Consider the following 24,002-nt stretch of genomic DNA (forward strand, 5'->3'; position numbering starts at 1 on the left):
GTTGTTTCAGATGACTTCGAGCCGCGGGATGGGTACGACGAACTTCGCGCCCCACTCCCGTGCATAGCCGAGCTGGTGGACGATCTCCTCGCGCAGGTTCCACGGGAGGATCACGATGTAGTCGGGGCGCGTCTCGGCGAGGCGCTCCGGGGCGTGGATCGGGATGTGCGTGCCCGGCAAGAACATGCCGTGCTTGTGCGGGCTCCGGTCGACCGTGTACGGCAGCAGGTCCTCGCGGATACCGCAGTGGTTCAGCAACGTGTTGCCCTTGCCGGGGGCGCCGTACCCGGCGACCGTCTTGCCGTCCCGGGCGGCCTGGACCAGGAACGTGACCAGGTCGGCCTTGATCGCGAACACGTCCTGGGCGAAGCCGGCGTGCCCCTCGACCGTGTGCAGACCCGCGTCGGCCTCGTCCTGCAGGACCTTGAGCACGAGCTCGGTCGGCTCACCCGCGGTCTCGATCGGCGTCGAGAACACCCGCAGCGACCCGCCGTGGCTGGCCAGCTCCTGTACGTCGACGACCTTCAGGCCGGCCTTCTCGAGCGCGAGCGCGGCGGTCTTCAGGGTCAGGTACTGGTAGTGCTCGTGGTAGATCGTGTCGTACTGGCGCCGCTCGATCAGCCGGAGCAGGTGCGGGAACTCCAGCGACACCAGGCCGTCGTCCTTCACCAGCGCGCGCAGGCCCTTGGCGAAGTCGACGATGTCCGGCACGTGCGCGAACACGTTGTTGCCGACGACAAGGTCCGCCTGCCCGTGCCGGGCGGCCGCGTCCTTGCCGGTCTCCTCGCCGAGGAAGTAGCTCTCGGTCCGGATGCCCTTCTCGTTCGCGATCTCGGCGATGTTGGCGGCCGGCTCGATGCCGAGCACCGGGATGCCGAGTGCCGTCGCGTGCTGCAGCAGGTAGCCGTCGTTGCTGGCAGCCTCCACGATCAGGCTCTCCGCGCCGAGGTCCAGCCGCTCCTGCATGTCGACCACGAACCGCCGGGCGTGCTCCACCCAGCTGGTCGAGTACGACGAGAAGTACAGGTAGTCGCTGAACACGTCGTCGGCCGTGACGTAGGCCGGCAACTGGACCAGCAGGCAGTTGTCACAGATCCGGACGTGCAGCGGGTAGAACGTCTCACCGCTGTCGAGCTGGTCGGCGCGCAGGTAGCTCTCGCACGGCGGCGACATGCCCAGGTCGACGAACGTCCGCGTCAAAGTCTCGCCACACAGGCGGCAGGCGACTGATTCCCCCATCAGTGCTTCTCCTCGGCTGAGTCGTTGGCAAAGAAGAGCGCGTCCCCGGGACCCGGGAACTGCTTGTCGGTCGTCCGGCGCAGCTGGTCGTCGACCAGGCCCGCGCCGAGCAGCTGCTGGATCCGGCGGAGCCGGACGAACTGCGCCGAGTTGAAGTCGTCGAGCGTGAGACCGTGCCGCTGGTAGGCGGCGTACATCTCGTCGACGCCCTTGCTGACCGTCCACGCGAGCTTGAGCTCCGGGAAGGTGTCGTTGAGCTTGCTGAAGTCGACCTTGTAGTTGCGCAGGTCCGGGCCGGCGCCGTCGGCGATCGACAGGGTCGAGCCGGGGACGGCCGCGCGGACCATCTCGGCGATGTCGCGGACCTGGACCACATCCTCGGACCGGCCGACGTTGAACGCCTCGTCGTGGATCACCTCGCGGGGCGACTCCAGCACGGTCAGGAACGCGCGGCTGATGTCCTCGATGTGGACCAGCGGGCGCCACGGCGTGCCGTCGCTCTCCAGCCGGACCTGGCCGCTCGTCATCGCGATCGCGGTCAGGTTGTTCACCACGATGTCCAGCCGCAGCCGGGTGGAAGCGCCGTACGCGGTGGCGTTGCGCAGGTACGTCGGGCTGAAGGTGTCGTCGGCCAGCTTCGACAGCTCCTGCTCGGCCAGCGCCTTGGTCTCGCCGTACGGCGTGACCGGGAACATCTCGGCGTCCTCCGCGACCGCCTCGGACCCGGCGGCGCCGTACAGGCTGCAGGAGGAGGCGAAGAGGAAGCGCTCCACCCCTGCGTCCTTGGCCGCCTGCGCGACCCGCAGCGTGCCGTCCAGGTTGACCGAATACGTGGAGTCACGGTTCAGGTGCCCGAGCGGATCGTTCGACAGGGCGGCCAGACAGACCACCGCGTCGTACCCCTCGAGCTCCCGCGCGGTCACGTCCCGCATGTCCCGCGGCGTGCGGTCCCCGATCGGTTCGGGACCCCCCAGCAGGTCGCACCCCTCGTACAGCCCGGTGTCCAACCCGTCCACCTGATGCCCGGCATCCCGCAGGAACGGCACCATCACGGCCCCGATGTACCCCCGGTCCCCGGTGACCAGAACCCTCATCCGCCCCACTCCCCAACCTAGGTTCCCTGTTCGCTACAACAGATCACCGAGCGAGCGCCCTGATACATCCGATTCAGATTCAGGTCCAGGAACCGAAGTCACCGCTCCTGAGACTGCTCCTTCCCAGCCCCCTCCGGCCGGTTGACTTTCGCCTGCGGCGCACTCTGCGGCGCCGGCCTGGTCCCCGCCGGCGGAGAGTCCCGCAGAATCTGGTGCAGCACGTCCTGCGGCACCGGTAGCCGGTGCGGTGTGGTCTGCGCTCCCGGCCGTTGCGGACCGACGTCCGGACGGCCACCACCGGCGATACCGTGCAGGCTCGACTCCTGCCTGCCACGTTCCCGCCCCAACCGCTGGCCCGCGATCGCGGCCGGCTCATCGGCGCGATGGTTGAACGCCACGATCTGCCGGATCGGCCGCGCGTTCGGGTCCTTCACGACGCGGCCGTTCTCGACCTTCTGCGGCGGCTCGAACTCGCGGTAGACCAGCCGGTGCGACGGCCTGGGCCGGTCTCTCGTGCCGCCTTCGTCGAAGACGTCGACCTTGAGCTCCGCGGCATCCCGCAGGTCGTGCGACGACGGCCCGTAGCCCAGCCGCTTGCCGATGTACTCGTCCTCGCGCCCGTCACGGAGAGCCGTCATCGCCTCTCGGAACGCAAGAAACTCCCGGCCGGCGGCGCTGCGGGGGTCCTGCTTCCACGCCTCGTACATCCGGTTGACTTCCTGCCGGAGCTCGGGATGGACGACCAGGTCGTATTTCACCGTTTGTCGCTACCGGCGTCCGGCTCGTCCAGGCCCCACTCGCGCAGCATGTCCTCGTAGGGCACATAGTCCTCGGGCCGGGCGGAGTTCAGCCGCTCGCGGACCATTTGTTCGCGTTTGCGGTCGTCTTCGGCGTCTTCGCGCAGGGTTTCGTATTCGGCCCACTGCTCGAAGGAGATGACGACGCCCTCGGGGCGGGGGCTGTCGCCGAAGAAGACCGGCTCGGTCTCGCCGGAGCGGAAGAGCTGCAGGATGCGGCCGAGAGCCTGACCGACGGTGCTGGTGTCGATGACGCGGACCCGGTCGCCGTTCGGCAGGTCGTACGAGGCTTCCATGATCACTCCGATGTCAGGGCGTCCGTCTGGGGCGTCGGACACGTTCCGTGACACAGGATACTTTCGGCGAATTTCTGCCGCACGTGTATCAGCGGGGTGCCGTGGCTGCTCTCCTCTGCGCTGCAGCACGTGGGGGATGCCTGCGTCATGAGCCTGTGGGGGGCGTTATGAAGGTAGCCGTATTCGGCTTGGGCTATGTGGGTTCGGTGACGGCCGCGTGCCTGGCCGCCAACGGCCACGACGTCTGGGGAGTCGATGTCGACACTGCCAAGGTCGGTCCGATCACCGAGGGGCACAGCCCCGTGGTCGAGCCCGGCCTGGACGAACTGGTGGCGGAGGGGGTCGCCGCGGGCAGACTGCACGCGACCACCGATCCGCGCCTGGCGCTGGAGCGCGCCGATGTGTCCCTGATCTGTGTCGGGACACCGTCGACGCCGGCCGGCAGTACTGATCTGACCTACATCCGGCGCGCGGTCCGCGACATCGCGGAGGCCGCGCACGTCGTGAACCCGCCGGTGTCGGGGTTCCACAGCATCGTGGTCCGCAGCACGGTCCCGCCGGGCACCGTCGACGAGGTGGTCGAGCAGGTGCTCGCCGACGTACCGCCGCCGGAGGGGCTCACCTACGGTACGGCGATGACCCCGGAGTTCCTCCGGGAAGGATCGGGACTGGCGGACTTCTACGACCCGCCGTTCGTCGTCGTCGGCACCGCAAGCCCGAGGGTCGGTACCGCTCTGACCGACCTGTTCGGCTTCATCTTCGAACGGCGCGGCCTGGACGTCGACGTCCAGGTGGTCGACGTTCGTACGGCGGAAGCCCTCAAGTACGCGTGCAACGCGTTCCACGCGACCAAGGTCTCGTTCGCGAACGAGATGGGCCGGATCTTCCGGCACTACGGCGTGGACTCGCGTGAGGTGATGCGGCTGTTCGTCCAGGACACGAGCCTGAACATCTCGCCGTACTACCTGAAGCCCGGTTTCGCGTTCGGCGGCTCCTGCCTGCCGAAGGACCTGCGCTCGGTGCTGCACCTGGCCCGCCTGAACAACACCGACCTTCCGCTGCTGGCCGGCACGCTGGCCACCAACGAGCGGACCGTCAGTGACGTGGTGGACCGGGTGATCGCCGGACCGGGCCGCGAGATCGCACTGCTCGGCCTGAGCTTCAAGCACGCGACCGACGACCTGCGCGAGAGCCCGAACGTCGAGCTGGCCGAACGCCTGATCGGCAAGGGCTACAACCTGCGGATCTACGACGCGATCGTGAACCCGGGCCGGTTGGTCGGCGCGAACCTTCGGCACGTCACGTCCAAGCTGCCGCACCTGCAGCGGGTCCTCACCGACGACCCGGTCGCGGCGCTCCAGGGTGCCGATCTGGCCCTGGTCTCGGCGACCGACACCGCCGCGATCGACGCCCTGCTCAGCACACCGCCGGCTCGCACGATCGACCTGAGCGGCCGGCTCGGCGCGGCCGTCGAGGCGCTGCCCGGATACGAAGGAGTGGGCTGGTGAGCGGTCCGCGCGTCCTGATCATCATCCAGAACCTGTGGGTGCCGTTCGACCGGCGGGTGTGGCTGGAGTGCAAGGCCCTGATGGCCTCCGGGTACGACGTGACCGTCGTGTGCCCGAAGGGTCCGGGTGACCCGTCGTACCAGGTCATCGACGGCGTGACCGTCCATCAGTACAAGGCGTACGCGCCGGGTGGCAGCAAGCTCGGGTTCGTCACCGAGTACGCGTACTCGTTCCTGATGACGCTGCGGCTGGTGCTGCGGGCCCGCAAGGCCGGCAAGTTCCAGGTCCTGCAGGCCTGCAACCCGCCGGACATCTTCTGGCCGATCGCGAAGTTGCTGCGCCGGCTGGACGGCACGAAGTTCGTCTTCGACCACCACGACCTCTGCCCGGAGCTGTTCCAGTCCCGCTTCGGCGGTACGTCGAGCCCGGCGTACAAGGGGCTGCGGTTCCTCGAGCGGACGACGCACCGGACCGCCGACCACATCACCTCGACGAACGACTCGTACCGGCGGATCGCGATCACCCGCAGCGGCAAGGCGAACCATGACGTGACCGTCGTCCGCACCGGGCCCGACCCGGACAAGCTGCAGCGTGACCCGGCCGCCGTGGACGAGGCGCTCCGCCGCGACCACCGCTACCTGGTCACCTACATCGGCGTGATGGGACCGCAGGACGGCGTCGACATCGTGGTCCGCGCGGCGGATCACATCGTCAACAAGCTCGGCCGCACGGACATCGCGTTCACGCTGATGGGTGGCGGCGACTCGTTCGACGAGGTCGTCGCGCTCCGGGACGAGCTCGGCCTCGGCGACCACATCGAGTTCACCGGCCGGGTGCCGGACGAGACCGTCCGCGCGGTGATGTCGACCGCGGACCTCGGCCTGTCGCCGGACCCGAAGAATCCGCTCAACGACGTGTCGACGATGAACAAGACGATGGAGTACATGGCCTTCGAGCTGCCGGTCGTCGCGTTCGACCTGATCGAGACCAAGGTCTCGGCCGAGGACGCCGCCGTGTACGTCGAGCCGAACGACGTCGAGCTGTACGGCGAGGCGATCGTCGAACTCCTCGACGACGAGGTGGCGCGCCGCCGGATGGCGAAGTTCGGTCGCGAGCGGGTCGAGCAGGTGCTCGCCTGGCGGCACCAGCAGAAGGCCTACCTGAACGTGTACGACCAGCTCACCGGACACGTCAGCCACGTCGCCGACGTCGCCCGGGCCACGGGGGCCTGAGGTGTGCGGGATCGCCGGCTGCTACCAGCAGCACGACGGGTATGCGCTCGCCGAGGCGATGAGCGACCGGATCGCACACCGCGGTCCGGACGCCGACCGGGTGTACGCGTTCGACGAGGGTGATGTCCGGGCCTTCCTGGCGCACCGCCGGTTGTCGATCATCGATCTGTCGTCGGAGGCGGACCAGCCGTTCACCAAGCGCGGCCTGACGATCTGCTACAACGGCGAGCTCTACAACTACAAGGAGATCCGCGCCGAGCTGTCCAGGTCCGGCGTCGCGTTCCGCACCAATGGCGACACCGAGGTCGTGCTGGAGGCCTGGCGACGCTGGGGCCCGGACGCCCTGAAGCGGTTCCGCGGCATGTTCGCGTTCGCGATGCTGGACGAGGACAGCGGCAGCATGTACCTGGCCCGCGACCCGCTCGGCATCAAGCCGCTGTACTTCCTGCGCCGGCAAGGCGGCGTGATCTTCGCGTCCGAACTCAAGGCATTGGTCGCCGCGGTCGGGTCCGAGCTCCGCACCGAACCCGGCGCGCTGATCGCGTCGATGCTGTACTACTGGCTGCCCGAGCAGCGCTGCGCGATCGACGGGGTCGAGAAACTGCCACCGGGTTCATGGGCGGAGTTCCGGCCCGACGGCAGCAGCCGGCACGAGACGTACTGGCGGGTGAGCGACGTCGCGACCGAGGCGGCCGCCGGTCCGCCCGCCGATCTGCGCACGGTGATCGAGGAGTCGGTCGCCGCTCACATGGTTGCCGACGTACCCGTGTCGACCTTCCTCAGCGGTGGTCTCGACTCCAGCCTGGTGACAGTGCTGGCGAAGCAGATGGACCCGAGCGTCGACTCGTACACGATCACGTTCCGCGCGCAGGACCAGAAACTCGAGGCGATGCCCGACGACGCGGTCTACGCGCGCAAGGTGGCGCAGCAGTTCGGCATCGACCTGCACGAGATCGAGATCGCGCCGGATGTGGTCGACCTGCTCCCCCGGATCGTCGACATGCTGGACGAGCCGATCGGCGACCCGGCCGCGATCAACACGCTGTTGATGTGCGACACCGCCCGCGACGCCGGGGTGAAGGTCCTGCTGTCCGGGATGGGCGCCGACGAGCTGTTCGGCGGCTACCGCAAACACCTCGCGTGTGTGATGGGAGCGCAGTACCAGCGGCTTCCCGGCGTACTGCGGAACGGGCTGATCGGTCCCGCGGTCCGGCGCCTGCCGGTCACGGTCAACGGTCGCGGCCTGCGGTACGCGCGCTGGGCGAAGCGGTTCGAGACCTTCTCGAACCTGCCCGAGGAAGAGGCGTTCCGGCGCAGCTACACCATGTACGACGAGGACCAACTGGCCGGCCTGTTGAGCCCGGACCTGGAGCCGTACGTCGGGAAGCTGCTCGCGGAGCACAGCGACATCTACCACGACACCACGCTCGACGATCACGTGAACCGGATGTGCCTGGCCGACTCGCGGATGTTCCTGCCCGGGCTGAACCTGGCCTACACCGACCGGTCCAGCATGGCCGCGTCGACGGAGGTACGGACGCCGTTCGTGGACCCGATCGTGGCGCGGGCCGCGTTCTCGATCCCGGGCAGCGACAAGATCCACCGGCGGGTCAGCAAGCTCGCGCTCAAGAAGGCGGCCGAGGCCTGGCTGCCGAAGGAGATCATCTACCGTCCGAAGGCGTCGTTCTCGGCGCCGCTGCGGGCCTGGATCCGCAACGACCTGCGCGAGCTGGTCGACGACACCCTGCTCCGCGGCGAGCTGGTCGGCAGCGGGTTCCTGCAGCAGGCCGCCGTCCAGCGGCTGGTCGATGACGAGCGGGCCGGACGCGAGGACTACTCGAAGCAGATCTGGCAGTTGCTGACCCTGGAGACCTGGACCCGCCACATGCGGTCCCTCGGCGTGACCATTACCTCTCTCTGAAGGACAGACATGAAGCAGGTTGCACAGAACTACAAGTCCGGTGAGCTGGCGGTTCTCGACGTACCGCCGCCGGGGTGTGCGCCCGGTGGTGTGCTGGTGCGCTCGCTGTACTCGCTGATCTCGACCGGGACCGAGCTGATGAAGGTCGGCGAGGCGAAGCTTTCGCTGGTCGGCAAGGCGAAGGCGCGGCCGGACCAGGTCCGCAAGGTGCTGGACTCCGTTGCGCAGCAGGGCGCGCTCAACACCTACAAGAAGGTGATGAACAAGCTCGACTCGTACACGCCACTGGGCTACTCGCTGTGTGGCGTGGTGGTCGAGGTCGGCGCCGGGGCGGAGGAGTTCAGCGTCGGGCAGCTGGTCGCTGCCGCGGGCAACGAGTTCGCACTGCACGCCGAGTACAACTGGGTGCCGGTCAATCTGTGTGTACCGGTGCCTGATGGCGTGCCGGCCGAGCAGGCCGCGTTCTCCACGGTCGGTGCGATCGCGATGCAGGGCGTCCGGCAGGCGGAGGTGCAGCTCGGCGACACCGCGGTGGTGATCGGGCTCGGGCTCGTCGGTCAGCTCGTGGTGCGGTTGCTGGTCGCGGCCGGCGTACGGGTGTTCGGGATCGACACGGTCGAGGACCGGTGCCGGATGGCGGAGAAGGCCGGTGCGCTGCACTGCTCCTCGCCGGACGAGGCCGGGGTCGCGTCACTGGAGCGTTCGTTGCTGGAGGTCTCCAATGGGCTCGGAGCGGATCACATCCTGCTGTCCGCGGGTGGGCACTCCAACGGCCCGGTCGAGACCGCGGCCCGGCTCGCGCGTGACCGCGCCCGCGTGGTCGACATCGGCAAGACGAAGCTCGACCTGCCGTGGAACGCCTACTACGAGAAGGAACTCGACGTCCGGTTCTCGCGGTCCTACGGCCCCGGCCGGTACGACGACCGCTACGAACTGCAGGGCATCGACTACCCGGCCGGCTACGTCCGCTGGACCGAACGCCGCAACCTCGAATGCTTCATCGACCTGATCGCTCGCGAGCAGATCGACGTAGGCTCCCTGATCGCCGGCCAGTTCCCGATCGCGGACGCCACCAGCGTCTACCAGCAACTGAGCTCCGGCGCCCTGCCCGGCGTGGGTTTCCTGTTCGAGTACCCGGACGTACCCCACCAGGAGAGCGCACCACAGACGACAACGGTTGCCCGGCCGGCAAGCCCGACTCCTGGGTCCGTACGCCTCGGCTTCATCGGAGCTGGGAACTACGCGTCGTCCATGCTCCTGCCGCATGTGCAGAAGGACGCGGGGGCCGTGCTGGCTCACGTCGCGACCAACAAGTCGTTGTCGGCTGCCAATGCGCAGCGGCGGTTCGGGTTCGAGCAGATCTCGACCGACGCCAACGCCGTACTGACCGACGAGAGCCTGGACGCGATCTTCGTCGTCACGCGGCACAGCTCGCACGCCGCGCTGGCCTGCCAGGCGCTCGAGGCGGGCAAGGCCGTGTTCGTGGAGAAGCCGCTGGCCCTGACCACCGAGGACGTCGACCGGATCGTCGCCACGGTAGATGCCACCGGCAACGACCGCCTGATGGTCGGGTTCAACCGCCGGTTCGCACCGCTGCTGACGGACCTGAAGAGCCGCTTCGGCGACCCGGGCGGCAACTACTCGCTGCGCTACCTGGTGAACGCCGGCAAGCTCGACTCCACCAGCTGGTACCTGGACGCGGACAAGGAAGGCAGCCGGTTCGCCGGTGAGGGTGGCCACTTCATCGACACGTTGAGCTGGTGGCTCGACAGCCTTCCCACCGAGGTGTACGCCGTACCCGGTCCCGACACCGGCGACGTCATCGTCACGCTGCGGTTCGCGAACGGCTCGGTCGGCACGATCAACTACGTCGCCGGCGGCAACGCGCGCTTCCCGAAGGAGACGCTCGACATCACCGGCGGCGGCCGCAACGCGCGCCTGGACAACTTCCAGAGCGCGTCGGTCTGGACCGGCCGGAAGCCGTCGACCCGCAAGGCTCGCAGCACCGACAAGGGCCAGCAGACCGAGCTCGCGCGCTTCGTCGCCGCGGTGAAGTCCGGCAGCCCGATGCCGATCTCGTTCGACGCGCTGATCGCCACCACCCGAGCCACGATCGCCGTTGACCGCAGCCTGGCCAGCGGCAAGCCGGAAGCCGTGTGAGCCGGCAGCCCCTGGGCTGGTACGTCCGGCGGCTGCGCCGGATGTCCCCCACCGAGTTGATCTGGCGCACCCGCGACCACGGACGCCGTACTGCCTGGGCCTATCAACAGGTCCGGCCCGGGCAGGACGGCGACGTCCAGGTGCCGCTGAACAAGGAGCTGACGTTCGGTACGACGCTGCCCCCACATACGGCAGGCGCCGTACCGGAGGAAGCGCGGAAGGCCGTGATCGCGACCGCCGACGCGATCATGGCCGGCAAGCTCGAGGTGCTCGGCGTCGACCGGTCGGATCTGGAGGCGCCGGACTGGTTCCGCGACCCGATCACCGGCCGGCGTTCCGACCCGGCGCAGTACGTTTTCAAGCTGAACCATCGCAACGAGAACGTGGTCGGGAACATCAAGCAGGTCTGGGAGTTGTCCCGCCACCACCACCTCACCCAACTGGCCGCGGCCTGGTACCTGACCCACGACGACACGTACGCCGAACGCATCGCCGACCACCTGAACGACTGGTGGCGGTCGAACCCGTTCCTGTCCGGCGTGCACTGGGCCAGCGGCATCGAGATCGGCCTCCGGCTGATCAGCTGGACGTGGATCCGCCGCCTGCTGAACGACTGGCCGGAGATCACCGAACTGTTCGAGCACAACGAGTTCGCGCTCCGGCAGATCTACTGGCACCAGCGCTACCTCGCCTCGTTCCAGAGCCGTGGCTCGTCGGCGAACAACCACGTGATCGCCGAGGCCGCCGGGCAGCTCGTCGGCACCTGTGCGTTCCCCTGGTTCACCAAGAGCGCCCGCTGGCGCGACGAAGCGGCGGCCCTGCTGGAACAGGAACTCGACGCCAACACCTTCACCTCCGGCGTGAACCGTGAACTCGCGACCGACTACCACCGCTTCGTCTCCGAGCTCGGCCTCTACGCCGCGCTCGAGGCGGACAAGTCCGGTCGTCCGCTCGGCCCGCGCACCTGGGGTCTGCTCACGCGGACCGTCGACGTCGCCGCGGCGATTGTCGACAACACGCTGCGACCGCCGCGCCAGGGCGACGACGACGAGGGCATGGTGCTGGTGCTCGACCCGCCGAACGTCCACAGCTGGGCCGGATTCCTGTCCCTCGGTGCCGCCGTCGTCGGTCGTGCATCCTGGTGGCCGGAGATTCCGGTCACGGCGACCGGCGTACTGGTCGGCGCGTTGATCGATCGTCGGCAATCCGATCGTTCGGCCAAGCGCCCGGACCACTTCGACGATGCCGGTCTGACGATTCTGCGGAGTCGAGACGGCGGCCCGGAGATCTGGTGCCGCGCCGACGCCGGCCCGCACGGCTTCCTGTCGATCGCCGCGCACGCGCACTGCGACGCGCTGTCCCTCGAGGTCCGGGTCGACGGCGTCGACATCCTGGCCGATCCGGGCACGTACTGCTACCACGGTGAGGAAGAGTGGCGGAACTACTTCCGCTCGACCATCGGCCACAACACCGTCGAGGTCGGCGGCGCCGAGCAGTCCACCTGGGGCGGCCCGTTCCTCTGGCTGCGTGGAGCAAAGGGCCGCGTACGCCGGTACGCCGTCGAGGGTGACGTGGTCAGCTGGGAAGCCGACCACGACGGCTACCTGGTCGGCGAGACACCGGTCACCCACCGGCGCCACGCTGTACTCGATCAGGGCGTGCTGCGGGTCGAGGATCACTTGGACGCGACCGTCGACGTACGGATGGCATGGCATCTCGGACCGGAGGTGACCGTCGCCCTGGACGGATCGCGTGGCCTGCTGGAGTGGCCGACGGGTACGGCGGCGGTCGAACTGCCGGCCGGACTGACCTGGACCACGCATCGCGGTGGCGACGATCCGTTGCTGGGCTGGTACTCACCGCGATTCGGGCACAAGGTCCCGATCACGACACTGGTCGGCTCGGGAGTGGTCGGCCCGGACAGCCCCGTGACCAGCACTTTCCGCTTCCGGTCCTGACCAGAATTCCGCACCCTCTCGCTGTATCAGGCACGACACACCGCCCCTCTATTACTCCGAAGTCATAGTGGCGTTCGACTGGAGGGGACTGTGAGCGCACAGCAGCTCGACGTCAAGAAGTCCTGGCGGGCTATCCGGCGGCATCGATTGATCGTGGCGGCCGTGGCGGCGGTCGGTCTACTCGGCGGGGTCGCGTACGGGGTGATGGTGCCGGCCTTGCACTCGGCGACCTCGCTCGTCGTGCTGCCGCCGCCGCCGACGTCGGATTCGGAGAAGACGACCGGCGTGCAGAGCATCGACACGCAGGTGTTCATCGCCGAGAGCGAGCCTGTGCTGAAGAGCGCCGGCCAGAACCTCAGCCCCGCGCTGCCGACGCAGACGGTCCGGGATCGGGTCAAGGTCACGGCAGTGACCGAGGACGTGATCCAGATCGACGCGAAGGGTACGACCGCGGCGCAGTCGATCCGGCTGGCCAATGCCGTCGCCGATGTCTATCTGGTCTTCGTCACGACCGACCAGAACCTGCCCGGCGACCTGGGGAAAAAAACGGGGGCACGTGTGCTGGAGAGGCCGACAACCGCCCGGGGCGGCAATGTCGCGATACATCTGGGCATCTTCGGTCTGCTCGGCGCGCTGATCGGCGCGGTGGCAGGCTCGATCGGGGTGCTGGCGAAGGTCCGGGGTGACCGGCGGCTGCGGCTGCGGGACGAGATCGCCGACGCGGTCGCGCTGCCCGTGCTCGCGTCCGTCACGTCCTACCGGGCCACCGACGTCTCGGACTGGGCCTATCTGCTCGAACACTATTCACCGACGGCGGTCGAGGCCTGGAGTCTGCGCAAGACCCTGCACCACCTGGGTCTCGACGTGAAGGGCGGCGGGCCGGTCTCGCTGACCGTCCTCTCGTTCGCGGGCGACGACAAGGCCCTCCCGCTCGGCCCGCAACTGGCGGCGCTGGCGACCTCGATCGGCATCTCGACCTCGATCGTGGTCGACTCGCACCAGGAGCCACCCGGCGACTCGGCCCTGAGCATCCACCTGGTCGTCGTCGACCGGGAGGCGCCGCACCTGGTCGGTGCCGAGCACACCACCAACACGATCATCGCGCTGTCCTCCGGCACGGTCACGGCCGAGGAGCTGGCCCGGCTGGCCGTCGCGGCGGCGACCGACGACCGCAACATCGACGGTCTGGTCGTCACCGACCCCGACCCGACAGACCGCACCATCGGCCGCGTCTCGCAGTCCACGCGCCGGTCGGCGTCGCGCCTGCCCACCCTCCTCACCGGCACCGCGAGGAGGACCAAGTGAGCAACCAGCCGTACACCGAACCTGTGACCACCGAACCCGGTTGGGTCGACGACGACGGCCTGTTCACCGACGAACCGTCGACCGCGTACCCGCCGGATGCCCTGGTCACCTTTCGTTTCCTCCGCGACGCGATCCGCAGGCATCTGCGGATCTGGCTCGTCGCCGCCCTGATCGGCCTGGCCGGCGGTCTGGCGTCGACCGTCGTACTGCCGGCGCCGCACGTGTCGTCGACCCGGCTGCTGCTGACCCACCGCGACGGCGAGGATCCGGCCAAGGCGATGGGCACCGATGTCACGCTGGCGACCACGCACACGGTCGCGCAGCGGGTGATCGAGCTGCTCAAGCTGCCGGTCACGCAGGACGACCTGCTCAAGGAGTACAGCGCGAGCGCCAACACCGATCGGGTGCTCGAGATCAAGGCCGGCGCCAAGACCAGCGACGAGGCGACCAAGCTCGCGACCGCGGTGGCCCAGGTCTTCCTGATCTACCGCCGCGAACAGATCGCGCTGCAGGACGCCCCGCTGCGCAAGGACCAGAACGCGGCCCAGAACGACTTCGACGTCGCCAAGCAGGCGGTCAGCGCCGCGGGCGACGACCCGAACGAGCCCAAGCGGCCGAACAGCCCGGAAGCGATCCGGCTGGGAGCTGCCCGCGACCGGCTCACCTACGTCACGCAGCAGCTCCTGGACCAGCAGGTCCAGGCCGCCCGGATGAACAGCAGCCGGATGCTCGACGTGGCCTCGCCGGTGGTGACGTCGGCCAAGCGGACCATCGCGATCAACGCCGCCACCGGACTGCTGGCCGGCCTGTTCCTCGGTCTCGGCTTCGTCATCGTACGAGCGCTGATCTCGGACCGGCTGTGGAAGCGGGAGGACATCGCCCGCGCGCTGGGCACCCGGGTCCGGCTGAGCAGCCCGCGGCCGTCCCGCTGGCAGATGCGTCCGTACCCCCGCTATCTGCGCCAGTCACAGCGCATGCAGCCGGAGGTCCGGCTGATGGTGCAGCACCTCGACCAGCGCATCTTCTGGGGTGAGCACCCCACGCCGTCCCTGGCCGTGGTCAGTGTCGACGACCTCGCGACGTGTTCGCTGGTGGTGGCGTCGCTGGCGGTGTCGCTCGCCGAAGAGGGCAAGCACGTACTGGTGGCCGACCTCACCGGGACCGGAAGGCTCGCGGAGATGCTCGGCGTCAAGATCCCCGGTACGCGGGAGTCACGCTTCAGCGAACCGGGCCGTCGCATCGACGTACACCTGCCCGTCCCGACCGACGGCCCCGCTGAGGGCTGCTACCTGCGCCTCGGCGACACCAGCCGGCCGGGGAGCACGGGTGAGGTCTCGCTCGACTCCGCGTGGGAGGTGGCCGATCTGGTTCTCAGCCTGGCCGTCCTGACGCCGTCCATCGGTGCCGATCACCTCGGCACATGGGCTTCGCACGCGGCTGTCGTCGTCTCGGCGGGTCAGTCGACCACCACGAAGATCCAGGCCACTGGCGAGATGCTGCGGCTGGCCGGGCTCGAACTGCAGACCGCCGTCGTACTGCGTCCGGACCGTACCGATGAAGGCGTCGGCATCACCGAGGCCGAAGCCGGTCCGGACCGGACGGTGGATGTCGAGATGTTCGGCCGATGACCACGATCACCACCCGGCTGAACAGTCAACTGGCGACCCGCCGAGGTCACCGTCCGACCAGGCGGGTCGTCGCGCCCGAGGTCCGTCGGCGTCGCCGGGTCCAGGCGGTCTGGGCGCTGCTGATCCTCAACGTGATGACGTTCTTCCCGGGCGCGCCACACCTGATCCCGATCCCGGGAATGGTCGGCAAGCTGATCGCCCAGGCCTCGCTGGTCGGCGCACTGATGCTGGCCCTGACCGTCAACCGCCCGGTCCGGATCCGGCCGAGTGTCTACATGTTCCTGATCATGATGCTCGCCGCCGAAGCGCTGCTGGCCAGTGTCCGGGCCGAGTTCCTGTTCGGCGCGCTCTACCGGGCCAGCCGGCTGTTCGCGTTCGCGCTCACGCTGTGGCTGCTGACGCCCTGGTGGACCCGCCGCGACCTGCTGCTGGTGCGCACCCATCTGATCATGCTGTGGTCGATCCTCGGATCGGTGGTCATCGGCCTGCTCATCGCTCCCGGCCTGGCCCTGACCGAAGACCGGCTCGGGGGCATCCTCTGGCCGATCCCGCCGACCCAGGTCGGGCACTACGCCGCGGTGGCTGCCGGTCTGACGATCGTGCTGTGGTTGTCCGGATTGCTCCGGCGCGGGGTCGCGCTGACGAGTGTGCTGGTCGCCGTACCGGTGCTGCTGCTGACGCACACCCGGACCGCGTTGGTTGCCCTGCTGGCCGGCGTACTGATCGCCGGGATGAGCCTGTTCACCGCGCGATCGCGGGTGCGCAAGTCGTTCGCGATCGGCTTGACCGTGTTCTCGATCGGGGCGGTCACGCTCGGCTCGGTGGTGACGACCTGGCTGGCCCGTGGGCAGGACGCCGAAGAGGTGACCGCGCTGACCGGTCGCCGCGCGGTCTGGGACTCGATCCTGGCCGAGCCGCGGACGACGTTCGAGACGCTCTTCGGGTTCGGCCTGTCCAACAAGTCCTTCAACGGCCTGCCGATCGACAGCAACTGGCTCGGCACCTACTACGACGTCGGGCTGGTCGGGATCGCGATCACCGTGATGCTCGTGCTGTTCGTGCTGACCGCCGCCTGGTTCCGGCCGCAGGGTCCGCAGCGCGCGATCGCGCTCTTCCTGGTCGCCTACTGCGTGGTCGCCTCGTTCACCGAGAGCGGTCTGAGCGAGGCGTCGCCGTACCTGCTCGAGCTCACGCTGGCCGCCTCGATGGTGTTCTCCACCTCCGCCCGTGAAGGAGTGCGATGAAGATCCTGCTGGTACACAACCGGTACCGCTCCACCGCACCGAGCGGGGAGAACCGGGTGGTCGACCAGGAGAGCGAAGCCCTGGCCGCGGCCGGCCACGAGGTCACGCATTTCGAGCGGCACAGCGACGACATCGAGAGCTGGCCGGCCTGGCAGAAGGCGACGTTGCCGGCCCGCGTGGTGTGGAACCCGACGAGCCGTCGTGACCTGGCCGCGGTGCTGAAGGACGAGCGGCCGGATGTGGTGCACGTCCACAACACGTTCCCGCTGCTGAGCCCGTCGGTGCTCTACGCCTGCCGTGACGCCGGTGTGCCGGTGGTGATCACGCTGCACAACTACAAGCTGCTCTGCGCCAGTGGTGACTTCTTCCGCGACGGCGAGGTCTGCCACGACTGCGCCGGCGGGAACCCAACACCGGCCGTGGTCCATCGCTGCTACCGCGGATCCGCGCTGGCGACCTCGACCACCGTGCTCAACGCACGCAGTCACCGCCGCAGCTGGCGCGACCTGGTCTCGGCGTACATCTTCATCTCCGAGTCCCAGCGCCAGCTCATGACGGGCATGAACTTCGACCCGGACCGCTCCTTCGTCAAGCACAACATGGTTCCGTACGACGGCCCGGTCGGCGGATCGCCCGAACGCCAGGTGGCCTATGTCGGCCGGCTGGATGCGGCCAAGGGCGCACCGCTGTTGATGAAGGGCTGGGACGCGTACCGCGCGATCGCCGGCGACGACGCGCTGCGGCTCGTGATCGCCGGTGGTGGCCCGATGCTCGACGAGGTGACCGCATGGGCGGCGACCCGGCCGTCCGTGCAGTTGCGCGGGCTGATGAGCAAGCCGGAAGTGTTCGAGCTGATCGGCCAATCCCGCGCGGTCGTCCTTCCGTCGGAGTGGGAAGAGACGTTCGGACTGGTGGTGGTCGAGGCGATGGCGGTCGGCGTACCGCTGCTGGCTTCCGGCCACGGTTCGTTCCCCGACCTGATCACCGACGGCGTCGACAGCGCCCTCTTCGAGCCGGGCCGGCCGGACGCGCTCGCCAAGCTCCTGCTCGACGTCGACACCGCACCGGATCGCTACCTCGACCTCGGCCGCCAGGCCCGCCTGACCTACGAGACCAAACATCAGCCGCACCAGAACCTGGAGCAGCTGCTCGACATCTACCGATTCGCCGTCGGTCACCCGGTTCCCGCCCACCGCTGAGCTCGAGGACACCATGCCCCCCGAAGAGAACATCGAACACGGCTCTCCGCCACGGCCGCCGAACGGCGGGACGACCGCCTGGTACCGCCGCCCGCGGTTCCTCGCGCCGGCCGCGCTGGTCGTCGTCGCTGCCTTGGTAGCCGGCGGAGTCGCTGTCTTCCGTGACGACGCAGCACCGCAGAACGCACAGACCCTCCCTGCCCAGACACCGGACGCCACCACGGCCAAGGTCACCGCACCGACCGCTCCCCCGGTGAAGGTTTGCGGGAACGCCAAGGCGCTCGCCGGTCCCGCCCAGGCCCCGCCCGGAGCGGTCAACGTCAGCACGACCCAGAACCTGAACCAGCTGACCGAGGCGAACCCGCCCGGTACGACGTTCTGGCTCGAACCGGGCACGCACAAGCTGGGCAGCGGACCGTTCGCGCAGGTCAAGCCGAAGGACGGGAACATCTACCTCGGTGGGCCCGGCGCGATCCTCGACGGCGGCCGGCTGAACCGGTACGCCTTCACCGGCTACGCCACCGGCGTGACGGTGAAGAACCTGACCATCCAGAACTTCGGCCCGCTGCGGACCAACAACGACGAGGGCGCGGTCAACCACGACTCCGCCGCCCGCTGGACGATCGAGGCCAACACGATCCGGCACAACGCCGGAGCCGGGGTCATGGTCGGCGACCACAACGTTGTCCGCGGCAACTGTCTGCAGGAGAACGGCCAGTACGGCTTCAGCGCGTACAACCCGGGCAAGGTCGCCGGGATCACCATCGAGCGCAACGAGATCGCCGGTAACAACACCGACGACTGGGAGAAGCTCAAGGGTGGCTGCGGCTGCACCGGCGGCGGGAAGTTCTGGGAGGTCACCGGAGCGATCGTGCGGGGCAACTGGATCCACAACAACCTCAGCGCCGGGCTGTGGGCCGACACCAACAACACCGGTTTCGTTATCGAGGGCAACTACATCTCCGACAACCTCGCCGAGGGTGTCGTCTACGAGACCAGCTACAACGCCGGCATCCGCGGCAACACCTTCGCCCGCAACGGTCTGGGCAAAGGCCCGATGAACAAGGGCTTCCCGACAGCGGCGCTGTACATCTCGGAGTCCGGCAGCGATCCGCGGGCCACCGGCGTGTTCAACAAGACCTTCGAGATCAGCGCGAACGTGTTCACCGACAACTGGGCCGGCGTCATCCTGTGGGAGAACGCGGACCGGTTCGCCGGATCCGCGGCCAACACCAGCACCGGTTCGGGCACCCTGGTCAACCCGTCGGTCGTCAACGCCAAGACCTGCAACGCGACCACGATCGACAAGCAGCCCTATCTGAGTGACTGCCGCTGGAAGACGCAGAACGTGCGCGTGCACGACAACGTCTTCAGCATCGACCCCGTGAAGATCGGCAAGACCTGCGCGGTCGGCAGCGGCTGTGGCTTCAACGGCCTGTTCTCCAACTGGGGTACGTTCCCGACCTGGTCGCCGTACCAGAAGGCGACCGTGCAGGACGCGATCACCTTCCACCAGGGCAACCGTTTCTTCAACAACACCTATGAGGGTCCGTGGAACTTCATCGTGCACGAGCAGGGCAACCGGGTGAACTGGGCCGCCTGGCAGGGCGCACCGTACGGTCAGGACCAGGACAGTGTGATCAAGGTGCAGGCGGAGCGCTGAGGACGATGATCGGTCCTCCTGAACGCGCCGCCGGCGAGCAGATCGCACTGCTCCGGTCGGTCGGCTATGCCGCTTTCGGCCGGCACGAGCGGGATCTCGACGTGCTGGATCTGATCTTCGACAGCCTCGTGGATGCCCCGGGCTCCACCGACGTACGCCGGCTGCGGTTCGGCGGCCACGGGATCACGCTGGACGTCGACGTCCACGGCCAGGCGGACCTGACCATCGAGCTGCGGGTCTCCCCGTCGGGTCCGGTCATGGTCGAGTCCCGTGGCGGCGACGCCGAGGGCCCGACCGAGGCCCGGCTGGTCAGCTTCCTGCTCCGGTGGCCGGGCAGCACGCAACGGCCGGTCCGCACTGCTTGGATCATCCTCTGACCCAGGCAGTCCGAACCGGCCGCCCGTACAGATTGCTGCTTCAGGAGGCGAGCAGCAGTCTGAGCTTCTCCAGGCACCGGCCGCGCATCGGCCCGATGCTCCCGATCGGGATCCCGATCTTCTCGGAGATCTCGGCGTACGGCGCGGGCGGGTCGGCCATCAGCATGCCGAGCAGCCGCTGCCAGCGATCCGGCAGGGTTTCGAGTGCCCGGCGTACGTCGTCGGCGCGTTCACCGGCGAGCAGGTCGTAGTCCAGTTCGACCTGGTCCCCCGCGACCCCTTCGAACGCGGACGACTCGTAGGTGAGCAGGACGCGCTTGCGGAAGGCCAGCACCCGCAGGCATTCCCGGCGGGTCGTGACGACCAGCCAGGCGCCGACCCGTTCGGGGTCGACCCGGTTGATGTGCTCGAGCAACCGCAGCCAGACCATCTGGGACACGTCAGCGGCGTCGCTGTCGGTCAGGCGGAAGCTGCGGGTAACGGCCCAGACGAGCCGCGCATAGTGGTCGACCAACCGGCTCCAGGCCCCCTGATCCCCGGACGCGGCCTGGATCACCAGGGTCGCGGCCTCGGACCTGACTGCAGTCGTGGTTCCGGTCGATTTCTGATCAGTACCGGATTCGGCACTGAGGTGCTGCATCATGAATTCCCCCCTCGGGAATGCACCGCGTGTTCTGACGTCCCCCGACGTTGTGCGGTCATCCGGCCGGCAGATGGCCGGATGCCGCCTGAATTGGTGCGTTCTCAGTAAGCGCCGTCGCTGCCGAGGACCGCGCGAGCGGTCTTCCACAGGATCAGCAGGTCCAGTGCGATCGACCAGTTGTCCGCGTAGCGGAGGTCGAGCCGCATGGACTCCTCCCAGGTCAGGTCGCTGCGTCCGCTGACCTGCCACAGGCCGGTCAGGCCCGGCTTCACGAGCATCCGCCGCGCGTCGTCGATCGCGTACTGCGCGACCTCGGCAGGCAGCGGCGGCCGTGGGCCGACCAGTGACATCTCCCCGCGGAGCACGTTCACCAGCTGCGGCAACTCGTCGATCGAGAACCGCCGCAGGTACTTGCCGACCTTCGTGATCCGCGGGTCGTCGCGCATCTTGAACAGGATCCCGTTGCCCTCGTTCAGCGCGTGCAGATCGGCCTTGCGGGCCTCAGCATCCACGACCATCGTGCGGAACTTGAGCATCGAGAACTGCTCGCCGCCACGGCCCACCCGGACCTGCCGGAACAGCACCGGCCCCTTGGTGGTCAGCTTGATCAGCGCGGCGGTGACGAGCAGCAGCGGCGCGATCCCCAGCAGCATCAGGAATCCGACCGACCGGTCGAAGATGCCCTTCACCAGGTGCGGACCACCGCTGACCGACGGCCGCTCCAGGTGCAGCAGCGACAGACCGGCAACCGGACGGATCGAGATCCGCGGACCGGCGACCTCGACGATGCCCGGCGACACGATCAGTTCGACCCCGCGCTGCTCGAGCGCCCAGGACAGCTTGCGCAGCGTGTAGCCGGCCAGCTCCGGGTCGGCAGCCACCGCGACGACATCCACGGCGTACTGGTCGACCGCGGCCAGGATGTCCATCTCGGTCCGGCCGAGCCGCTCCGGTCCGGGCTCGTCGAACGCGTCGCCGCGCGGCAGGCAGGTGGCCACGACGACGTAGCCGTCGGCCGGCCGCTCCTCCATGTGCTGGAACAGCGTCGTGGCCTGATCGTTGCGTCCGACAACGAGTACCCGGCGCATACAGCGACCGGCGTACCGGCGCCAGGAGATGCTGCGGTGCAGCATCCACCGGGCCACCATCGAGGCCAGACAGGTCATCGGCACCGCGAGGATGACGAAACCACGGGCGACCTCGCTCTTGGTCGCGTACGACGTGATCGCGACCAGCGCGGTCAGGGCCACGGCGGCCCGGATGATCGAGCGGAACTCCTCCGGCCCGGTGCCGAAGTACCGGGTCTCATAACCGCGCTGCAGCGCCACACAGGCCAGCCAGGCGATCGGCAGCAAGGCGCCCAGCACGAAGTAGCCGAGGTTGATCGAGGCTCCGAAGCGAGCAACCAGCGCCAGCGATCCCCCGATCAACGCCGCGGCCAGGTCGCCACCGAGTGAGTACCAGCGGTACTTCGCCACCCAGCGTGCCTCGGTGAACCGGGCCGATCTCGGCACGATCGCCGGGATCTCGTCCGGAACCACCCAGACCGGCCGACGTCGTTCCCCCGACGGCACCGGCCCAAGGTCAGCCGGATCGGCCAACCCCTCAGACATGACAAATTCAGTCACGCACAGTCACCCCCCACAGGTGAAAAGCGAACCCCGCGACCAACCCACTCCCCGTCACGGACTTCGGTGAACGCCGCCCCCACAACGGCGTGAACCAGAGAGTACTACGTGGATGCGGCCGGGAACAGCACTGACGGGGAGTGTTTACCAGCGCGTCATACAAAGACCCCCGGAGCCCTTTTGGGGCCCCGGGGGTCTCGGATGACTACCAGAGGTGACCAGCCGCCGGGTCGGGGACGGGTGATCGGGTCCGGCGCCGGTCAGCCGGCGATCAGACCGTCGCCGCTGATCAGCTCACGCATCTCGGCCAGCGAGCTGTCGCCCGGCGGCAGGATCGCGTCGGAGTCGTGCAGCTCGTCGTCCGGCACCTTCTCGCCGGACCGGACGAACTCCAGCAGGGCCGCGAACGCGGTCTGGAAGGCCGCGTCGTCGCCGCTGGAGACGGCCTTCTCCAGGTCGCCGTCGACCGCGTTGAGGGCGTCCAGCTTCTCGTCGGCCAGACGGTACTGACCCTCACCCATGATGCGAACGATCATCGAACGTCTCCGTCCTGAGGTCTCACCGGCTCGGCGGCCGGCTGCTGCACTGGCTGCTGGGCAGACTGCGGCGCCGCGGCGCCTGGTGCCTCACCGGCGATCTCCTTGGGAGCCTCGCCGCCGGAGATCTGGGCCTTCATCGCGGCCAGCTCGCTCTCCACGTCGGAACCCGACGACATCCGCTCGAGCTCGAGCGTGATGTTGTCCTTGACCGTGCCACTGGCGTCGTCGAGCGCGCCGGAGGCGAGCAGCTCGTCGATCGCACCGGCCCGGGCCTGCATCTGCTGGGTCTTGTCCTCGGCCCGCTGGACCGCGAGGCCGACGTCGCTCATCTCCTCGGAGATGCCGGAGAAGGCCTCGTTGATCCGGGTCTGCGCCTCGGCCGCGGTGTAGGTGGCCTTGATGGTCTCCTTGCGGGTCCGGAAGGACTCGACCTTGGCCTGCAGGCGCTGGGAGGCGAGCGTGAGCTTCTCCTCCTCACCCTGCAACTGGGCGTGCTGGGTCTGCAGGTCGTCGATCTGCCCCTGCAGCCCCGACTTGCGAGTCAGGGCTTCCCGGGCCAGGTCCTCACGGCCCATCGAGAGCGCCTTCTGCGCCTGCTCCTGCAGCTTGGACGACTGGGACTGCAGCTGGGAGGCCTGCAGCTCCACCCGCTTACGGCTGGTGGCCACGTCGGCCACGCCCCGCCGCACCTTCTGCAGCAGCTCGAGCTGCTTCTGATACGAGTAGTCAAGGGTTTCGCGAGGATCCTCGGCCTTGTCCAGGGCGGTGTTCGCCTTGGCCTTGAAGATCGTCGACATCCGCTTGAAGATGCTCATCGATATCCGTACCCCTTCTGTGCCGGCGTGACGACCCGGCGTGCGTCAACCACCCTATGTCCACACGGGTCACCACACCATCAGGACCGGCCCGGATAAAGTGGCCCTTAGGTCCGGGGACCACCCCGAGTCGCGACCTGCCCTGCCGAATGAGGTTCAGACCCCGTGTTCCGTCGTACCAAGTCTGAGACAGCTACCACCGTACCTGCCGAGCCCCAGGCCAAGCCGGGCGGCAAGGGGCGGCCCACGCCGACCCGCAAGGAGGCGGAGGCCGCACGCAAGGCCGCGCTGAAGAAGCCGCGCAACCGCAAGGAGGCCTCGGCGTACCGGCGGGAGAAGGTCCGCACCGAGCGGGCCAAGATGCAGGACGCGATGCGTACGGGCGACGACCGGTACCTGCCGGCCGCCGACAAGGGCCCGGTCCGGCGGTTCGCCCGGGACTATGTGGACGCCCGTTACTCGGTGATGGAGTTCGCGCTGCCGATCCTGCTGGTGGTGTCGCTGATCGGCGTGGTGTTCTCGCCGCAGTTCCCGTTCCTGGCCGGCCTGGTCAACCTGCTGTTCCTGGCGATGATCCTGCTGATCGGCGCGGACTGGTTCCTGCTCACCGCCGGGATCCGCAAGGCGGTCGCGGTGAAGTTCCCGAAGGAGTCGACCAAGGGGCTGGGCTTCTACGCGGTCCGGCGGACCATGCAGATGCGCCGGTGGCGGCTGCCCAAGCCGATGGTCAAGCGCGGCGAGAAGCCGTCCTGAGCT

20 protein-coding genes are annotated in these 24,002 nt (G+C 68.5%); 12 read left to right on the forward strand and 8 right to left on the reverse strand.

The window, feature by feature from the left end; translation table 11 throughout:
- Positions 1-6: 6 nt before the first annotated feature.
- The 4 genes from AB0L70_RS13140 to AB0L70_RS13155 all read right to left on the reverse strand — a co-directional run bounded on the left by AB0L70_RS13140 (position 7) and on the right by AB0L70_RS13155 (position 3,426).
- Complete coding sequence (locus AB0L70_RS13140) at positions 7-1,239, reverse strand: class I SAM-dependent methyltransferase (protein ID WP_363683328.1); 1,233 nt, start codon at positions 1,237-1,239, stop codon at positions 7-9.
- Complete coding sequence (locus AB0L70_RS13145) at positions 1,239-2,333, reverse strand: SDR family oxidoreductase (protein WP_363683330.1); 1,095 nt, start codon at positions 2,331-2,333, stop codon at positions 1,239-1,241. The genes AB0L70_RS13140 and AB0L70_RS13145 overlap by 1 nt, the downstream gene beginning before the upstream one ends.
- 98 nt (positions 2,334-2,431) lie before the next feature.
- A complete protein-coding gene (locus AB0L70_RS13150; protein WP_363683332.1) occupies positions 2,432-3,091 on the reverse strand; it encodes a hypothetical protein in 660 nt (219 codons plus the stop codon).
- Complete coding sequence (locus tag AB0L70_RS13155) at positions 3,088-3,426, reverse strand: hypothetical protein (protein ID WP_363683334.1); 339 nt, start codon at positions 3,424-3,426, stop codon at positions 3,088-3,090. Before AB0L70_RS13155 ends, AB0L70_RS13150 begins: the two co-directional genes overlap by 4 nt.
- A 167-nt stretch (positions 3,427-3,593) precedes the next feature.
- On the opposite strand from AB0L70_RS13155, the gene AB0L70_RS13160 reads away from it, so the two are divergent.
- The 11 genes from AB0L70_RS13160 to AB0L70_RS13210 all read left to right on the forward strand — a co-directional run bounded on the left by AB0L70_RS13160 (position 3,594) and on the right by AB0L70_RS13210 (position 19,621).
- A complete protein-coding gene (locus AB0L70_RS13160) occupies positions 3,594-4,934 on the forward strand; it encodes a nucleotide sugar dehydrogenase (protein WP_363683336.1) in 1,341 nt (446 codons plus the stop codon).
- Positions 4,931-6,166 (forward strand): glycosyltransferase family 4 protein, encoded by a 1,236-nt coding sequence (locus AB0L70_RS13165; RefSeq protein ID WP_363683338.1) that lies wholly within the window; start codon positions 4,931-4,933, stop codon positions 6,164-6,166. Before AB0L70_RS13160 ends, AB0L70_RS13165 begins: the two co-directional genes overlap by 4 nt.
- A 1-nt stretch (position 6,167) precedes the next feature.
- Positions 6,168-8,087, forward strand: a complete 1,920-nt coding sequence (gene asnB, locus AB0L70_RS13170; RefSeq protein WP_363683340.1) for an asparagine synthase (glutamine-hydrolyzing) — start codon at positions 6,168-6,170, stop codon at positions 8,085-8,087.
- A gap of 9 nt (positions 8,088-8,096) precedes the next feature.
- Positions 8,097-10,247, forward strand: a complete 2,151-nt coding sequence (locus tag AB0L70_RS13175) for a bi-domain-containing oxidoreductase (protein WP_363683342.1) — start codon at positions 8,097-8,099, stop codon at positions 10,245-10,247.
- Complete coding sequence (locus AB0L70_RS13180) at positions 10,244-12,205, forward strand: alginate lyase family protein (protein WP_363683344.1); 1,962 nt, start codon at positions 10,244-10,246, stop codon at positions 12,203-12,205. The genes AB0L70_RS13175 and AB0L70_RS13180 overlap by 4 nt, the downstream gene beginning before the upstream one ends.
- A gap of 90 nt (positions 12,206-12,295) precedes the next feature.
- Positions 12,296-13,510: a hypothetical protein gene (locus tag AB0L70_RS13185; RefSeq protein ID WP_363683346.1), complete on the forward strand. Its 1,215-nt coding sequence runs from the start codon at positions 12,296-12,298 to the stop codon at positions 13,508-13,510.
- Complete coding sequence (locus AB0L70_RS13190; protein ID WP_363683348.1) at positions 13,507-15,138, forward strand: hypothetical protein; 1,632 nt, start codon at positions 13,507-13,509, stop codon at positions 15,136-15,138. Before AB0L70_RS13185 ends, AB0L70_RS13190 begins: the two co-directional genes overlap by 4 nt.
- A complete protein-coding gene (locus AB0L70_RS13195; protein WP_363683350.1) occupies positions 15,135-16,382 on the forward strand; it encodes a hypothetical protein in 1,248 nt (415 codons plus the stop codon). Before AB0L70_RS13190 ends, AB0L70_RS13195 begins: the two co-directional genes overlap by 4 nt.
- Positions 16,379-17,581, forward strand: a complete 1,203-nt coding sequence (locus tag AB0L70_RS13200) for a glycosyltransferase (protein WP_363683352.1) — start codon at positions 16,379-16,381, stop codon at positions 17,579-17,581. The genes AB0L70_RS13195 and AB0L70_RS13200 overlap by 4 nt, the downstream gene beginning before the upstream one ends.
- Before the next feature lie 13 nt (positions 17,582-17,594).
- The gene (locus AB0L70_RS13205) at positions 17,595-19,244 is read left to right on the forward strand and encodes a right-handed parallel beta-helix repeat-containing protein (protein WP_363683354.1); all 1,650 of its coding nucleotides are present in this window, start codon (positions 17,595-17,597) and stop codon (positions 19,242-19,244) included.
- Between the two features lie 5 nt (positions 19,245-19,249).
- Positions 19,250-19,621, forward strand: coding sequence for a hypothetical protein (locus tag AB0L70_RS13210; protein ID WP_363683356.1), 372 nt, complete (start codon positions 19,250-19,252; stop codon positions 19,619-19,621).
- Positions 19,622-19,661: 40 nt separating this feature from the next.
- Here the strand turns inward: AB0L70_RS13210 and AB0L70_RS13215 are convergent, their stop codons facing one another.
- The 4 genes from AB0L70_RS13215 to AB0L70_RS13230 all read right to left on the reverse strand — a co-directional run bounded on the left by AB0L70_RS13215 (position 19,662) and on the right by AB0L70_RS13230 (position 23,246).
- Positions 19,662-20,264: a sigma-70 family RNA polymerase sigma factor gene (locus AB0L70_RS13215; RefSeq protein WP_363683358.1), complete on the reverse strand. Its 603-nt coding sequence runs from the start codon at positions 20,262-20,264 to the stop codon at positions 19,662-19,664.
- A 101-nt stretch (positions 20,265-20,365) separates the two neighbouring features.
- On the reverse strand, positions 20,366-21,892 hold the full coding sequence (locus AB0L70_RS13220) for a sugar transferase (protein ID WP_363683360.1): 1,527 nt from the start codon (positions 21,890-21,892) through the stop codon (positions 20,366-20,368).
- 260 nt (positions 21,893-22,152) lie between these two features.
- Entirely contained in the window at positions 22,153-22,428 is a 276-nt protein-coding gene (locus tag AB0L70_RS13225) for a hypothetical protein (RefSeq protein ID WP_363683362.1), read from the reverse strand.
- Positions 22,425-23,246 carry a PspA/IM30 family protein gene (locus AB0L70_RS13230; protein WP_363683363.1) on the reverse strand — a complete coding sequence of 274 codons (822 nt, stop codon included), beginning with the start codon at positions 23,244-23,246 and terminating at the stop codon, positions 22,425-22,427. The genes AB0L70_RS13225 and AB0L70_RS13230 overlap by 4 nt, the downstream gene beginning before the upstream one ends.
- 165 nt (positions 23,247-23,411) lie before the next feature.
- On the opposite strand from AB0L70_RS13230, the gene AB0L70_RS13235 reads away from it, so the two are divergent.
- Positions 23,412-23,999, forward strand: coding sequence for a DUF3043 domain-containing protein (locus AB0L70_RS13235; protein WP_363683365.1), 588 nt, complete (start codon positions 23,412-23,414; stop codon positions 23,997-23,999).
- The last annotated feature ends 3 nt before the right edge of the window (positions 24,000-24,002 follow it).

Source organism: Kribbella sp. NPDC051952, from assembly GCF_040680855.1.
Lineage (GTDB): Bacteria > Actinomycetota > Actinomycetes > Propionibacteriales > Kribbellaceae > Kribbella.